This window comes from Terrimonas ginsenosidimutans, from assembly GCF_022012415.1.
In the GTDB taxonomy this organism is placed as follows: domain Bacteria; phylum Bacteroidota; class Bacteroidia; order Chitinophagales; family Chitinophagaceae; genus Terrimonas_A; species Terrimonas_A ginsenosidimutans.
Genome location: NZ_JAKLTR010000028.1, coordinates 22,408 through 37,790, shown reverse-complemented (window position 1 = coordinate 37,790; position 15,383 = coordinate 22,408). Strand labels below are relative to the sequence as shown.

The 15,383-nt window shown below is 45.2% G+C and carries 13 protein-coding genes; 7 read left to right on the top strand and 6 right to left on the bottom strand.

Translation table 11 applies throughout. The annotated features are described in order from the left end of the window. Positions 1-136 precede the first annotated feature (136 nt). From LZZ85_RS26815 to LZZ85_RS26795, 5 genes are all read left to right on the top strand, one after another. Positions 137-3,586 carry a response regulator gene (locus LZZ85_RS26815; protein WP_237876916.1) on the top strand — a complete coding sequence of 1,150 codons (3,450 nt, stop codon included), beginning with the start codon at positions 137-139 and terminating at the stop codon, positions 3,584-3,586. A gap of 99 nt (positions 3,587-3,685) precedes the next feature. Beyond that, entirely contained in the window at positions 3,686-4,501 is an 816-nt protein-coding gene (locus tag LZZ85_RS26810) for a CheR family methyltransferase (RefSeq protein WP_237876914.1), read from the top strand. After that, positions 4,502-5,080, top strand: a complete 579-nt coding sequence (locus LZZ85_RS26805) for a chemotaxis protein CheB (protein ID WP_237876912.1) — start codon at positions 4,502-4,504, stop codon at positions 5,078-5,080. Then, positions 5,077-6,504, top strand: a complete 1,428-nt coding sequence (locus tag LZZ85_RS26800; RefSeq protein WP_237876910.1) for a response regulator — start codon at positions 5,077-5,079, stop codon at positions 6,502-6,504. Before LZZ85_RS26805 ends, LZZ85_RS26800 begins: the two co-directional genes overlap by 4 nt. 17 nt (positions 6,505-6,521) lie before the next feature. After that, on the top strand, positions 6,522-6,929 hold the full coding sequence (locus LZZ85_RS26795) for a response regulator (protein ID WP_237876908.1): 408 nt from the start codon (positions 6,522-6,524) through the stop codon (positions 6,927-6,929). Between the two features lie 225 nt (positions 6,930-7,154). Here the strand turns inward: LZZ85_RS26795 and LZZ85_RS26790 are convergent, their stop codons facing one another. Together LZZ85_RS26790 and LZZ85_RS26785 are read right to left on the bottom strand one after the other, a co-directional pair. Next, positions 7,155-8,159 carry a fumarylacetoacetate hydrolase family protein gene (locus LZZ85_RS26790; protein WP_237876906.1) on the bottom strand — a complete coding sequence of 335 codons (1,005 nt, stop codon included), beginning with the start codon at positions 8,157-8,159 and terminating at the stop codon, positions 7,155-7,157. 130 nt (positions 8,160-8,289) lie between these two features. Further along, a complete protein-coding gene (locus LZZ85_RS26785) occupies positions 8,290-8,799 on the bottom strand; it encodes a GNAT family N-acetyltransferase (protein WP_237876903.1) in 510 nt (169 codons plus the stop codon). A 176-nt stretch (positions 8,800-8,975) separates the two neighbouring features. Here LZZ85_RS26785 and LZZ85_RS26780 point away from each other — a divergent pair, with 176 nt between their 5' ends. Further along, entirely contained in the window at positions 8,976-9,650 is a 675-nt protein-coding gene (locus LZZ85_RS26780; RefSeq protein ID WP_237876901.1) for a sterol desaturase family protein, read from the top strand. A 53-nt stretch (positions 9,651-9,703) separates the two neighbouring features. On the opposite strand, the gene LZZ85_RS26775 is transcribed toward LZZ85_RS26780, so the two are convergent. Then, entirely contained in the window at positions 9,704-10,024 is a 321-nt protein-coding gene (locus tag LZZ85_RS26775; protein WP_237876899.1) for a hypothetical protein, read from the bottom strand. 233 nt (positions 10,025-10,257) lie between these two features. Between LZZ85_RS26775 and LZZ85_RS26770 the strand changes: the two genes are divergently transcribed. After that, entirely contained in the window at positions 10,258-13,071 is a 2,814-nt protein-coding gene (locus tag LZZ85_RS26770; RefSeq protein WP_237876897.1) for an outer membrane beta-barrel protein, read from the top strand. 170 nt (positions 13,072-13,241) lie between these two features. Here LZZ85_RS26770 and LZZ85_RS26765 read toward each other — a convergent pair whose 3' ends face one another. The 3 genes from LZZ85_RS26765 to LZZ85_RS26755 form a co-directional block, all read right to left on the bottom strand. After that, positions 13,242-14,000, bottom strand: a complete 759-nt coding sequence (locus LZZ85_RS26765) for a TIGR02757 family protein (protein ID WP_237876895.1) — start codon at positions 13,998-14,000, stop codon at positions 13,242-13,244. 13 nt (positions 14,001-14,013) lie between these two features. Continuing rightward, positions 14,014-14,160: a lmo0937 family membrane protein gene (locus LZZ85_RS26760; protein ID WP_237876893.1), complete on the bottom strand. Its 147-nt coding sequence runs from the start codon at positions 14,158-14,160 to the stop codon at positions 14,014-14,016. Positions 14,161-14,238: 78 nt separating this feature from the next. Beyond that, positions 14,239-15,378 (bottom strand): cystathionine gamma-synthase, encoded by a 1,140-nt coding sequence (locus LZZ85_RS26755; RefSeq protein ID WP_237876891.1) that lies wholly within the window; start codon positions 15,376-15,378, stop codon positions 14,239-14,241. Between the last annotated feature and the right edge of the window lie 5 nt (positions 15,379-15,383).

The window sequence follows — 15,383 nt, the reverse complement described above, 5'->3', positions numbered from 1 at the left end:
ATTGTCCATTTTTTACGCATGTGTAAGTTGATTTCTGTTAAACATGTTTTATTTTTAGCAGGGACATTTTCAGCACAGGAAAGAAAATGTATTCCGGCTGATCTGTACCTCCACTATCCCCAAAATTCAAGGTTTTATGAAGATGAGTTTAAGTCGCAGGATCTTGCTCGGATTTGCTGTTTGCACGTGTATTCTGGTGGCTGTAGCCATTTTTTCTTTTCGGAACAGTGAACGCTTTATGCGTGCCAGCCAGATGGTGGCTCATACGCATGAAGTCATGTATGAATTTGACCTGATACTGGCGGCAACTCTTGATGCTGAAAGTGCTGCGCGTGGATACATTATTACGGGGGATCGGGATCATCTTCAAAACTACCGGTCGGCAACTTCCTCCGCTGTTCAGCATCTTGATAACGCCGCCGAACTCACGCGGGACAATTCCATTCAGCAGGACAATGTGGCAAAACTTCGCCCTCAGTTAGAACTGCGGCGTAAGAACCTGGACGAGGCTATCAGCCGGAGAAGCCAGGACCTCACTGATGCCAGCACATTTATCAGCAAGGGAGAAGGAAAGTTAATTCAGGATGAAATAAGGAGGATCACCATTAACGCCCGCAACATCGAGATCCGGCTGCTTGAGCAAAGGAAGCTGATTAGCGAACATGATGCAAGCAACTTTACGATCGTCTTTATTTCCCTTCTTATTGTCATTGGCCTTACACTGCTTATTGTTTACTGGATCATTACTTCCAACCTTAAGGCTCTTAGGAGATCAGAACAGGAAACGGCGGAAAAGAACTGGATCCTTACTGCAAACCTGCAGCTAAATGAAAAGATCCGTGGAGAGACAGTCACAGATTCGATCGCACAGGCCGCACTTGAACAACTCTGTTCTTACCTGGACGCCAGGGTAGGTGCTATATATGTTGCCAATTACATCGGTCAGCTTAAGCTGGCAGGCGCCTATGGCTTGCCTGCCGGAACACCGGATACGCTGAGCCTGGGTGAAGGACTTGCCGGGCAGGCTGCCGCACAAAAAAAGCCGGTCCTTTTCAAAGAGGTTCCGCCAGACTATTTGCGTATAAGTTCCGGTACTGGTCAGACGGTGCCCCGGGAGATCATCTGTCTCCCATTGCTGGCGGGCGATGAGATCCGTGGCGTTGTTGAACTTGGGTCCGTACACAGCTTTTCTGCGATCGAGCAGGATCTGCTGAACAGGTTAAGCGAAACGATCGCTATTGCTATTGCCGCCTCGCAGTCACGTCAACGAACAGAAGAGCTGCTCGCAGAGTCTCAGCAGCAGGCAGAAGAACTCGAGGCACAACAGGAGGAGCTCAAGCAGTTCAACGAAGAGCTGCAGGAGAAAACAGATCTCCTGGAAAAATCAGAAGGAGAGCTCAAGGCTCAGCAGGAAGAACTTCAGCAGATCAATGAAGAACTTGAAGAAAAGGCAAACATGCTGGAGGAACAGCGTAATCAACTTGAAAATGCCCGGATAGAGCTTGAAACAAAAGCCAAAGAGCTTGAGCTGACAAGTAAATATAAGACCGAGTTCCTGGCAAACATGTCCCACGAACTGCGTACACCGCTGAACAGCATCCTTATTCTTTCCAAGATCCTATCCGAGAACAAAGAGCACCGGCTTAATGACAAGGAAGTAGAATTTGCCAGAAATATTTATAATTCAGGAAATGATCAGCTTAAACTGATCAATGAAATACTCGACCTTTCGAAAGTGGAAGCTGGAAAAATGGAACTGGAGATCAGTGAACTCACTCTTGATGAGATCGAATCCGGCAACCATTCGACGTTTGATGAACTGGCGAAAAGCAAATTCATTGAGTTTTCGATCGATCGTGATCCATCGATAGACAATTATATCGTTACAGATAAACAGAGGCTCCAGCAGATCCTTCGGAACCTTTTGTCCAATGCATTTAAATTCACTGAAAGAGGTGGCAAGGTTGTATTGTCTGTTCAGAAGGCGCCTGCTACACTTCGCTTTCGCAATCCGGCCCTGGGTATCCATGCTGAAGTGTTGTCTTTTTCGGTAAAAGATACGGGCATAGGAATTCCGGAAAATAAACTTGAAATGGTCTTTGAAGCGTTCCAGCAAGCCGATGGAAGTACAAAAAGAAAATTTGGAGGCACGGGGCTAGGGTTATCGATCAGCCGTGAACTGGCACATGCTCTCGGAGGAGAATTGATTGTGACCAGTGAGGAAGGGATCGGAAGTACATTCACCCTGTTTATTCCGCAACGGTTCAGCGAATCGTTCAACGTATCGGGCGACAGACGCTATGAGGCTAAAGAGAAAGAGCCACAACAGAAAATAACAGAGGAGAAAACGGTCACTATCTTCCCAAAAAAGGAAGGAGAAGTGAATGATGACCGCCATTCCATTTCTGAAAAAGATAAAGTGGTGTTGATCATGGAAGACGATCCATCGTTTGCTTCACTGTTACTTGACTTTGTAAGGGAGCGTAATTACAAAGCGATAGTGGCCGTGCAGGGTAATACAGGCCTGAGCTATGCCAGATACTATAAACCGGATGCGATCTTGCTGGACATGAAACTTCCGGTGATGGATGGTTCAGAGGTATTGAAATACCTGAAGAATGATCCATCCCTGCGGCATATTCCTGTACAGATCATTTCGGGGTATGACCTGAAAAAAGAAAGTCTTGAACTTGGAGCATTTGATTTTCTTCAAAAGCCGGTGGATCCAAACAACCTGATGAATGCATTCGATCGTATCGAGGAATTCACCAACAGGAAAATGAAAAAGCTGCTGGTGGTAGAAGATAATGAACAGCAGAATACTGCGATCCGGGAGCTGATAGGAAATGGAGATGTGAAATCATATCCCGCATTTTCCGGTCAGCAGGCAGTAGATATGCTGAACGGAGATCATTTTGATTGCATCATTGTTGATCTTGGCCTGCCGGATATGTCAGGATTTGATCTGTTGGAAAAGATCAAGGATACAGAAACACTGAAACGTATCCCGATCATCGTTTATACAGGCAAGGACCTCACGCGTGAAGAGAATATGCAGCTGATGAAGTATGCAAATACAGTAGTGCTGAAAACGGCGAATTCCCATGAACGCCTTCTTGATGAGACGATGCTGTTCCTGCACCGTGTGGAGTCAAGATTGCCGAAAGAAAAACAAACGATCATCCGCAAACTTCATCGCACGGATGAAGTGCTCGTGAAAAAGAAGGTACTGGTAGTGGATGATGATATCCGGAATATTTATTCCCTCACAAATGTGCTGGAAGAAGAAGGAATGGAATGCATTGTAGCCGATAACGGAAAGAGAGCGGTGGAAGAATTGCAAGAGCACCCTGAAGTGGATATCATTTTAATGGATATCATGATGCCGGAGATGGACGGCTTTGAAGCAACGCGTGCGATCCGGGCCATACCACACTTTGAAAAATTGCCGATCATCGCGCTTACGGCCAAGGCGATAAAAGGCGACCGGGAAAAATGCCTCGATGCGGGTATGTCTGATTATATTTCAAAGCCGGTGAATATTGAGCAACTGCTCTCCCTGATGCGCGTATGGCTTTATAAGTAAAAAAAGCAACACATTTTTTGACACCAGAATATTTTGTGTATCAAAATGGAGGTAAAAAGATGGGAACGATATTGGATGAATATCTGTAAAAGAAACTGAATGGAGTTAGATAATGGAGCCTTTAGAAATCTGTTGAAAGCGGTCCATTCTTCTTACGGATACGATTTTACAGGTTATGCCGAAGCCTCAGTGAAGAGAAGGATCATTCATTACATGGGAATGCACAGGATCAATGAACTGGCGGACCTGCAGTCATTGATCTTAAGAGATGAAAACATTTTCCGGGACTTTTTGCAGGAGCTGTCAGTGACCGTTACTGAAATGTTCCGCGATCCGGGATTCTATAAAAGTTTACGGGAAAAAGTGGTGGAAAGGCTGGCCACCTACCCGTTTATTAAGGTGTGGGTGGCAGGTTGCGCAACCGGCGAAGAGGTTTACTCCCTGGCGATCTTGTTCAAAGAAGCAGGAATACTCGACAGGTCGGTCATTTATGCAACAGATATCAATCAGCAGTCTTTGCAGATCGCAAAGGACGGAATGTATGACGCATCAAGTATGAAAGCATATACCGGCAACTATCAGAAGTCGGGAGGCACTGGTTCTTTTTCGCAGTATTATATGTCGAAGTATAACTCAGTGATGTTTGACAGGTCGTTAAAACAAAATATTGTCTTTTCTGCCCATAACCTGGCAATGGACAAGGCGTTTAATGAGTTTCAGCTGATCCTGTGCCGCAATGTGCTTATTTATTTTAACCAGGAATTGCAGAAGCGTGTGCTGGATCTTTTTCATGGAAGCCTGTGTATGTTTGGATACCTGGGGTTAGGTAACAAGGAATCTTTGCGCTTCGGAGCACAGCAACGGTCATTCGAAGAGGTTGACCGGAAGGAAAGGATCTATATGAAAATAAAATAAGTGCCTGGAGGAAAACGATATGAAGCGATTGTGATCGGAGCGTCAGCTGGGGGACTGCATGCTTTGTTCTATATCCTGGAGCATTTGCCCGAAAAATTTTCCCTGCCGGTGATCATCGTTCAGCACCGGATGGCAGAACAGCACGAATTGCTGGAAGAATTATTGCAATCAAAGACGGGGATGATAGTGAAACAGGCGGATGAGAAGGAATCGATAGAAAAAGGCATCATATACCTGGCACCGCCCGGTTATCATTTGCTGATAGAAACCGACAGGACGTTCTCGCTGACTGTGGATCAACCGGTAAGTTACAGCCGCCCTTCGGTGGATGTAATGTTTGAAACGGCAGCAGTCGCTTATCGCGAAGGATTGGTAGGGATAATTCTGACCGGAGCAAACAGGGATGGTGCTGCGGGGATAAAACGGATCAGTGATTATGGAGGGTTTACGATTGCGCAGGATCCAGCTGAAGCGCAGTTCCCATCGATGCCAGCTGCAGCGATCGCTACAAAGAGTGTGAAGAAAGTAGGTACGCTTAAAGAGATATCATTTTTTTTATCGAAAATTCCGGAGGTATGATGGAGAACGGCAAAGCTGTCATTTTAATCGTAGACGACAAACCCGCAAATATCCTGGTATTGGAAAGCTTGTTGGGGTCTCCCGACCGCACGCTTATTTCAGCTAATAGCGGAAGTGAGGCGTTGAAGAAAGCATTAGAAGAAGAAGTGGATCTGATCATTTTGGATGTTCAGATGCCGGATATCGATGGGTTTGAGGTAGCGCAATTACTGAAACAAAAGAAGCGCACCCGGGATATTCCGATAATTTTCGCTACTGCGGAAAGCAAGGAACACAGTTTCGTGATGCAGGGTTACAGTGAAGGCGCCATCGATTATTTATTCAAACCTCTTGATCCGGATATCGCGCGCGCTAAGGTGGCTGTGCTTCTCAAGCTCCAAATGCAGCAGAAAGAACTGCGGGAGAAGAATATTTCCCTGCAGAATGCGGCGCTACTGATCAACAACTCTGCGGATATTATAGGCATTATAGATGCAGAAAGCTTTATGATCGAAGAGATCAATCCCGCATTTCAGGTGATACTCGGGTTTTCACCACAGGAGGCGATCAATAAAAGTCTGTTCTATTTTCTTCAACCGGAAGATGAATCGCGTGTAAAAGAAATGCTCGATGCGCGGAAGGACCGCCTGTCTTTTGAAACCTATACGCTTTGTAAGGACCAGACATGGAAATGGCTTCACTGGAATATCGTTGTCAGCAAAGAAAAATGGTTTGTGAACACACGTGATATTACCGAACAGAAGTTTGCTGAAAAAAGAAAACAGGAACAGGAAAGGGCAGAGCAATCATTAAAACAACATAAACTGATCACCGAAGTAACGATACAGGCTCAGGAAAAAGAACGTACAGAGCTTGGACGTGAATTACATGATAATATCAACCAGATCCTGGCAACAGTAAGGATGTATCTGAAGATGTCTGCCACCAATCCTTCCAAGCAGGAAGAGCTTATCGCCCGCAGTGCAGATAACCTGGATCATGCTATTGAGGAGATCCGGAAATTATCAAAATCACTTGTTGCGCCATCTCTTGGAGATATGGGTTTGCTCGTGGCGTTGAAGGAACTGGCCGAGGAGATCAATATCGCCGGCGATCTGAAAGTGAGTGTGATCACCGAAATCACAGAGAGTATCAAGATCGATAAGAACATGGAGGTGATGTTGTACCGGATAGCGCAGGAGCAGCTTAACAACGTAAGAAAGTATGCGAGTGCGACTCATGCAGTTATTTCCCTTTCAATGGATAGACGCCACCTCTCCTTTTCAATAGCTGATGACGGCATTGGATTTGACACAACACAGAAGGCCAAGGGCATTGGTTTGAAGAATATCAGCAGCCGGGTTGACTTTTATTCAGGAGATCTTTCCATTAATTCCGAGCCGGGGAAGGGGTGTGAGTTGGAAATATCGATCCCACTGCATTAACTTGTGCATTCGAAACTATGAAACAGATAACCCTTGCTTTTGTTGAAGATCACAAGTTGGTACGTCAGATGTGGATGACTCTATTTGAAGAAATGCCGGAAGTTAAAATTGCCGGAGAGAGTGGTTCCCTTGCTGAGGCTATTCCAATGATCACCGAACAGCAGCCCGATATAGTATTACTTGATATCAACCTTCCGGACGCTTCCGGCCTGGATGCCGTGCCGTATATTCTTGAGTCTTCTCCCAAAACCCGCATCGTCGCAGTATCCATGCATAACCAGGCATCTTATGCACGGCAAATGCTTGAGCTGGGCGCCCGCGCATATGTCACCAAAAACTCTTCACCCGAAGAGATCTTTGAAGCCGTCAAGGCCGTGATGAGGGGGGAGCAGTATATCTGTGAAGAGATCCGCAACGCTAATTAACCACATAACGCGAATGAGCACGAATGGCCGCGAATGAACGCGAATGCGCACGAATGGCCGCGAATGAACGCGAATAGTGTCTGTCAGGTAAAGAAGACCCTATGACGCTGTTACAGGATATTTCTCCTCAGTAGGGCAGCATTCGTGTTCATTCGCGGCCATTCGTGCGCATTCGTGTTCATTCGCGTTCATTCGCGGCCATTCGTGCTCATTCGCGTTCATGGTTTATTTGCGTAGAGCGAGGAGACTCCAATCCCCTTCTTCCCTGGTTATGCTGTTGCTTAATGTTCCAAGCTGATCAATGTCCATTTCGACGATATCGCCGTCCTGGAGCCATTGTTCGGTGTAGTTGGGGTCGTTGAGTTTGCCGGTGCCGTTGAGTTCGAGGAAGCAACCGGTGCCGACAGTTCCGCTGCCGATCACGTCGCCGGGATGAAGGTCTACGCCGTAGGAAGCCCGTTCGATGATCTCTGCAAATGTCCAATCCATGTCGCCCAGATTTCCGAGGCTCACCTGCTGACCGTTAACACGGCATTTCATGGTCAGGTTCCAGTTTTTACCAGTATGATTTTCTTTGGGCGCGATCTCAAACTCTTTCAATTCGTCCAGTGTGACCAGCCATGGCCCGATAGTGGTGGCAAAATCTTTTCCTTTTGCGGGGCCCAGGTTCAGCAGCATTTCTTCCATCTGTAGCCTGCGCGCACTGAGGTCATTCATGATCATCAGTCCGCCAATATATTCATCTGCGTCTTCCGCTTTGATATTTCGTCCGTGCTTACAGATCACGATCGCAGCTTCCAGTTCGAAATCCAGTTTTTCGAAGTGATCAGGCATACAGGTCACCGGCCCTGGTCCTTTAACGCTATGATGATTGGTGAAATAGAAGATCGGGTATTGATCAAACTCGGGGATCATTTCCACTTTGCGGTTGCGGCGGGCCGCTGCGACGTGCTGGCGGAAGGCATATCCGTCACGGCAACTCGTAGGATAGGGAACGGGTGCGAGTAACTGAACCTCGCTCACCGGAGTGCGGCGGTTGCTGGAGCGTGATCCTTCGCGCAGCATCAATTCGCCGGCGGTGGCAATCGGAAGATAATCTTCCCAGTATTGTAAGAACATATTCATCGTTCCCGGCAGCTCAGGGTGCAGGGTCTCCATATCGTACACAAATCCATCGATGAGTACGCCTAATTGTTCGCGCTGATCTTTAACGTAAGAAACTAATTTCATTGTTTATTATTTTCATTGCAAGTGCAGCAAAGGTAATGGAGGAAGAGGTTTGCAGGACATCGCAGTCAGTTTAACAACGTCAACCCATACCCTGCTTGTTATCTTATACGATCATGGCAACAGGGGACCTTTACACCGCCAGTACTTTTTCGAAAGCTTTTCTTGGTGATCCTCTGAACGTGACTTCACCGCAGTACACATAACCCATCTTTTCAAAAATTCGAAGCATTCCTGCATTGTCAAAATTCGTATCGGCTTTCAGGCTGTTTATATGATTATCCAGTGCGTACTGTTCAATTGAACGCAGCATTTCCTGAGCAAGCCCTTTTCCGAGATGGTTTTCCGAAATGGCAACCCGGTGGTACACAACAAAATCTCCGTTTGTCAGCCATTTGCCTTTAATGTTGGCATACTCCGGCTCATCATTGATAAGTATGGCACAATAGCCAACAATGGTATTATTCTCAGTCAGAACGAAGCCATATCGATTGTCAATATCCTTACGGACAACATCAGGGTTGGGATAGCCGTCCTGCCATTGATTGCTGCCATCCAACCGGCGGCGCTCGATGGCCTGCTGCAAAATTTCCCAGATTGGATCAAGGTCGCCGATCTCCGCCTTTCTGAATAAAAGTTTCATAACAGGATCATTTTTGTAGAACCGGATGTTAAGGCCGGAATATTCTTTGCGCGGCAAAATAGCGATAATTGTGCAATTGCACCCCGTCGCACCATCCATGCATATTCACTCCCAGTTGATTATATATTAACACGTTAAGCTCCCGTTGCACACTACAATATCCTTATATTTGCCGCATGCAGTTTGAAAAGATCCATAACAAAGGTCAGGCACGTCTTTTCAAGAGTGACTACCTTGAAATGTTAACCAAAACCCACCCATTGGTGATTTGGGGAATGTATCTTCCTGTGATAGGATACATGTTGTATCATAGCAATGCCAATTTGAATTATCCGGTTCTTCGTGTCGCGCTGACTTTCGTTGGCGGTATGTTTTTCTGGACATTCTTTGAATACCTTGCCCATCGTTTCCTGTTTCATTGGGTAAGTGAGAACACAAAGGCGCAAAAATTTATCTACACGCTGCATGGTAATCACCATCACTATCCAAGGGATAAGCAAAGATTATTCATGCCTCCGGTTCCAAGCATTATCATTGCTTCTGCAATTTTTGCTTTGACCTACCTGTTTGTCCGTCAGCAGGCATTTATGTTCTTCCCTGGTTTTATCCTGGGATACCTGATGTATGGTACAATGCACTATGCAATTCACGCATGGAACCCTCCGTTCAAATGGATGAAGGGTCTATGGCGAAATCATCACCTGCATCATTACAAAAATGAACACAATGGATTTGGTGTCAGCTCCACGATCTGGGATCACGTGTTCGGAACGATGTTCGATCTGAAAAAGGAGAAGGAAGACAAAGAGAAAGTGAAGGAGTTAATGTTCGGGAAGGAAAAACAGAAATAAGAGCGATAAATAATTATTCAGACCCACGAATTCCGTGGGTTTTTTAATGCATGTCACCAGCGTTCATCTTCATTAATTTGATCATCGGAAGAATTGAACTCTCCTCTGGATCTGATCTTCTGTTGCTGGCGTTCTATCAATAATGAAGCGATAAGTTTCGCCGCATCTTCACCAGATTGTTTCTTCAGCAAGTCTTTCAGCTTATGTTCACTTACATCAACCCGGTAAAGTATGGCGATCAGCCTGTCAAAGTCGTGCACCAGCAGGCGGTTGATCTCCTCTTCCAAAGCGCCCAACAGATCAGGCCGATCCTGATGCCGAACCTCAAGACCGAGCTGGTCGCAAACCTGAATCAATGATTGTTCTCTCTCCACCTATGCTTTTTTAGGTCATAAAGATAGGGCTATTGCGTACGTATGAAATAGTTCGTACGAAATTGTTCATATTTCTTACATATGACGAATTTTATTATTAAAGGTTGATTAACAATACATTATCTAGAATTTCCTGGCCAATAAAATTTGCAAAATAAAAGTTAAAGCAGATGTTCGATGACTTTCGTACGAATATTATCGTAGTTTAGCGTCACTAAACCACTACCAATCGAATGAGAAAGATCTTATTGATGCTGGCCGTTATTTTCGGTCTGATCAGCATCGCCTCGGCACAGGGGACATTAAAGGGCAGGGTCATTGATTCTACAAACAAACAGCCTCTTAGCCTCGCAACCGTTACCATTTTCAAAGCGGTCGATACCGTTATCATTACCTACCGGCTGAGTGATCCTGAAGGGAACTTTAAAGTCCCGGGCATTCCATTTGACGTTAATTGCCGTATGGTGATCTCGTTTTCGGGATTTGGCGTTTATCGAAAGGAGTTCATTATAAGCGCTGGTGACGGAGTGAAGGATCTGGGCGATGTTTATATGGCGCCTGATGCAAAATCACTTGATGAAGTACTTGTGATCGCGGAGAGACCTCCCGTGATCGTGAAAAAAGATACGATCGAATTTAATGCATCAGCCTTCAAAACGCTTCCGAATGCACTTGTGGAAGACCTTTTGAAGAAGCTTCCCGGTGTACAGGTAGACAAGGATGGAAACATCGCCGTAAATGGTAAAGTTGTTAACCGGATCCTGGTAGATGGGAAAACATTCTTTGGGGATGATCCGAAAATGGCCACCCGAAACCTTCCTGCAAACGTGATCGATAAAGTACAGGTCACAGATGATAAAGATGAACTTATGCGCAATGGCGATGATAATATCAACAACGTTGGTAAAGTCATTAATATAACATTGAAGAAAGGCGTGAAAAAAGGATGGTTCGGAAAACTGTATGCAGGCGGCGGAACGGATGAGCTATACGAAGCGGGTGGGATTGCAAATATCTATCGCGATACCTTGCAGCTAAGCGTCCTTGCTTATGCAAACAACCTGAACAGACCTGGATTTAGTTTTTCTGAGCTGATGCAAACCGGGGGGATGCAGCGTAACCAGGCAGCGAGTAGCGGATCAAGTATTACCATTAACAACAGCAGTTCCGGATCTTCCAGCGTATCCATCAACGGTGTCAATTTTGGCGGAAGCCAGAACGGAGGTGTTGCGTCGAGTAAAGGTGTAGGGTTTAACCTGAACCATGCTCCTTCCGCAAAAAAATCTTTATTCCTCCAGTATTTTTATGGCAATGTGCGTAACAACCGTATTTCTGAAAGCGAAACACAGCAATTTAACGGAGATACCATCGTCTCTAACCAAACGGCCCTTCGCAGTTTAAGTATAACCAATGCGCATAATATTGGTGCAGGCGCCCGGTTAAAGCCTGACTCAGTAACAAATATCCTGATCAATGCTAATTATACGCTTGGCCTGACGAACGAGAACCGGGCAAGTGTGATCAATAGCTCCAGCAATATCCTTGGTGCGTTAAGTGCGGGAGATGTTATCCAGCGGAATCTTTCTGATAACCATTATTACAGACATTCTGTGAGCATTACCCGTATGTCAAAGACAAAAAAGGGGCGAAGGTTTACAGTCAATCATAATCTTGATATTAACAATCGTTACAACGATTTTAATACCAATACAGGACTCGATTTTTTCTATCCGACGCCTTATGATAGTCTGGCTGCTCAGTTAAGGAACGAGCGGATCCCGAGAACTGACGCAAGTGTTGCATTCAACTATAGCGAGCCGCTCTCAAAAAAAATGACCATCCGCATGGGCGGCAGGTATGAATATGGGAAGGTCAATAATGACGTCAATACTTTCAGCAAAGATCCGAACAATCAGGCGCCTGATGTACCGGATGCATTGCGTACAAGCAGCTTCGAACGTAATAGCAACCGCATCCTGCTGACACCAGGGCTTGAATTCAAATGGAAGAATCTCACTGTTACACCAAGTGCCAGAGCATTGTTCCAGTATGTAGATAATGACCTTGCGTCATTGCCAGCACCTCTTAAACAGAAAAGCACCAACATTCTTCCTGCGCTGGGTATCGTGTTCAAGCAAATCAACCTGAACTATAGCCGTGACGTGATATTGCCCTCTTACACTTACCTGATCCCCGTAACGGATAATACTAACCCATATTATATCTCTAAAGGAAACACGTCGCTTGAACCTTCCAGAAGGGATAACTTTTCTGTAAACTATTACTTCAATGACCCGAAACGTTTTATAAATGTCAACTTCTACGGTAGCGGATCATTTACCAGGAATGACATCATCCAAAGTATTATGGTAGATGAAAAAGGTGTACAGACCACAATGCCAGTGAATGCAGATGGCAGTAAGAATTTTTACGTCAACTATAACCTCTACAAACAATACAAGAACAATCAGAAATTCATCTTCTCCTGGAATACCGGGGCGTATTATAGCTACAACAGAAATCAGCTGCTATACAATAGTGAGATAAGCTGGCAATCTACCTGGACGCTGAATCAATGGGCCGGAATTGGCCTCAACTGGAATGATAAAATAGAATGGAATTCTAATGCTTCTCTGGGGCATAACTTTACCCGCTATTCAACTACCCGTTTTAACAAGCTGAAAGTAAATACCAGGTATTGGGATAACGAACTGATCATCAGATGGCCAAAACATGTGATCTGGGAAACACAATGCAGTTATGCCTTCAACAGCAATGCACCTGCAGGCGTACCAAAAGATGTTGTTCGCTGGAATGCTGCTGTGAACTTTACGATGCTCAAAGATGAAGTTGGCGTACTCCGTTTAAGCGTATTCGATATCCTTGACCAGAATCAGAACGCGAACGCTTATGTGAACAGGAATATGATCACATCAAGTTTTACCAACACGCTCACGCAATATTTCATGGCAACGTTTACGTATAACGTACGTGCAGCCGGAGTAAAAAAGAAGGTGGGCGGAAGAGAAAGATTCTTCCTGTTCTAACTTTTTAAGAGCTGACCACGTTAATGTGACCGCGTCCTCAATAAAAAGGAACAGATAATTTATAAAGAGCCCCTTCACGTCTTCCCGGTTTATTTTACCGTGAAGACGGAAGGGGTTCCTTCGTAAAGCAGATATCAATGACCCGGGAAATGGATATTCACCCGCCGTTGTTAATACCGATCTGCAATGCCCAATGTAAATAACGCAAAGTCATACTTCACCGGATCATCGGGATCAAGCCTTTTCAGTTGTGCGGTTAATTCCTCCGCAGCATCCCAGTCAGTTTGCTTTCGTTTCAGCATTTTGAATTTACGGGCAACTCTCGCAACATGCAGGTCGATGGGGCAGATCAATTGCGAAGGTGAAATGTTTCTCCAGATACCAAGGTCAACTCCCCTGTCATCGTTTCTCACCATCCATCTCAAAAACATATTCAACCGTTTACAGGTGGAGCCTCTATCCGGGGTGGCCACATGTTTTTTTGTACGCGGAGGTGCATCTTCCAGTGAAAAGAAGTAACGATGAAAGCCGGAGAGCATTTCTTCAATGGTGGATCCGTGTTTTGTAAATGCAGTTTCCAGTGATCGGGAAGAGCTGTAATGATGTTTGAAGAATTCTATAAAGTATAAAAGGTCGGTTGCATTAAATGTTCTGTGCTTGAAATTCAGCAGGTTTTTGAGGTCATTATCGGTGTGATAGAGACAAAACTGATGTGGCTGCATATTCATCAGTTGCATCAGTTCCCTTGATTTATTAATGATCGTTGTCCGATTACCCCAGGCAAAGGTTGCAGCAAAAAAGCCGGCAATTTCCTGGTCGGCAGGGTTGGTGAACAGGTGTGGAATGCAAACAGGATCATCTTTAATAAAAGAAGGTTGATTATATTCATCAACCTTCTTGTTTAAAAAATCTATTAACGATTTCGTCATATGTTTTAGTCCCTTAGACCGGGCTTTGACCCCGGATAAGGCGCAACAGTATCGCGATGATAGCAATAACCAGCAGGATATGTATAAGGCTTCCTACAGAAAAAACGAAAAAGCCCAGCGCCCAACCGATCAATAATATTATAGCAATAAGGTATAGCATAGTTGGTATTTTTAGTGATGAAATAATGTCTACCCTATACCTCATTTTGCAGATACAATGCCAAAACTTTCCGGACAATTATCCGATAGCTTGTTTCAGGTCGGCGATCAGGTCGTCTGCATCCTCAACGCCAACGCTTAGTCTGATCAATGAATCGGACAAGCCATTTTTGATACGCTCTTCGCGGGGAATCGATGCATGTGTCATCGTAGCCGGATGATTGATCAAAGATTCGACACCGCCAAGACTCTCTGCCAGTGAAAATAAATGTGTTGAGGAAAGGACGCGCATCGCTTCCTGCTGGCTGTCATCTTTCAGTTCGAAGCTGATCATGCCTCCAAAGCCGCGCATTTGTTTTTTTGCTATAGCATATCCTGCATTGTCCTCAAAGCCGGGCCAGTATACCCTTCCAACCTTGGGATGACTGCGAAGCCACTGGGCAATTTTTTCCCCATTGATGCAATGTTGCTGCATCCGCAAATGAAGTGTCTTGATACCTCTTAATACAAGAAAGCAATCCATAGGACCGGGAACCGCACCGCAGCTCTTTTGAATGAAGTAAAGTTTTTCACGAAGCTCCGGTGAATTCATCACCAGCGCGCCCTGGATCACATCGCTATGTCCACCCAGGTATTTGGTGGAAGAATGCATGACTATATCAGCTCCAAGATCGAGTGGGTTCTGCAGGTATGGGGAAGCAAACGTATTGTCGACACAAAGCATGGATCCTGCTTTCTTTGAGATAGCCGCAACGCCTTCAATGTCGGTAATATTCATCAAAGGGTTTGTTGGCGTTTCCAGCCAGATCAATTTTGTTTTTGGAGATACAGCCGCTTCGATTTTAGAAAGATCTGTTGTATCTACATAAAGGAATTTTATTCCGAATTTCTCGAACACTTTTGTAAAGAGACGATAAGTGCCGCCGTACATATCAGCAGCTGCTATTACTTCATCTCCGGGTTCCAGCAATTTGATCACAGCATCGGTTGCTGCTACTCCGCTTGAGAATGCCAGACCGAATTTTCCGTTCTCAATTTGCGCAAGCGCCTCTTCAAGTGCTTTCCTGGTGGGATTTTGACTGCGGGCATATTCGAATCCCTGATTTTTACCCGGAGCTTCCTGCACATACGTAGAGGTTTGAAATATCGGAGTCATAATAGCACCTGTGGAAGGGTCAGGAGTTGCTCCTGCGTGAATGAACTTTGTTGCAAGCTTCATATCAA

Bases quoted from the DNA above. Each gene is read 5' to 3' on its own strand.
- LZZ85_RS26815 (WP_237876916.1), top strand. From the start codon at position 137: ATGAAGATGAGTTTAAGTCGCAGGATCTTGCTCGGATTTGCTGTTTGC.
- LZZ85_RS26810 (WP_237876914.1), top strand. From the start codon at position 3,686: ATGGAGTTAGATAATGGAGCCTTTAGAAATCTGTTGAAAGCGGTCCAT.
- LZZ85_RS26800 (WP_237876910.1), top strand. From the start codon at position 5,077: ATGATGGAGAACGGCAAAGCTGTCATTTTAATCGTAGACGACAAACCC.
- LZZ85_RS26795 (WP_237876908.1), top strand. From the start codon at position 6,522: ATGAAACAGATAACCCTTGCTTTTGTTGAAGATCACAAGTTGGTACGT.
- LZZ85_RS26790 (WP_237876906.1), bottom strand. From the start codon at position 8,159: ATGAAATTAGTTTCTTACGTTAAAGATCAGCGCGAACAATTAGGCGTA.
- LZZ85_RS26785 (WP_237876903.1), bottom strand. From the start codon at position 8,799: ATGAAACTTTTATTCAGAAAGGCGGAGATCGGCGACCTTGATCCAATC.
- LZZ85_RS26780 (WP_237876901.1), top strand. From the start codon at position 8,976: ATGCAGTTTGAAAAGATCCATAACAAAGGTCAGGCACGTCTTTTCAAG.
- LZZ85_RS26770 (WP_237876897.1), top strand. From the start codon at position 10,258: ATGAGAAAGATCTTATTGATGCTGGCCGTTATTTTCGGTCTGATCAGC.
- LZZ85_RS26765 (WP_237876895.1), bottom strand. From the start codon at position 14,000: ATGACGAAATCGTTAATAGATTTTTTAAACAAGAAGGTTGATGAATAT.
- LZZ85_RS26760 (WP_237876893.1), bottom strand. From the start codon at position 14,160: ATGCTATACCTTATTGCTATAATATTATTGATCGGTTGGGCGCTGGGC.
- LZZ85_RS26755 (WP_237876891.1), bottom strand. From the start codon at position 15,378: ATGAAGCTTGCAACAAAGTTCATTCACGCAGGAGCAACTCCTGACCCT.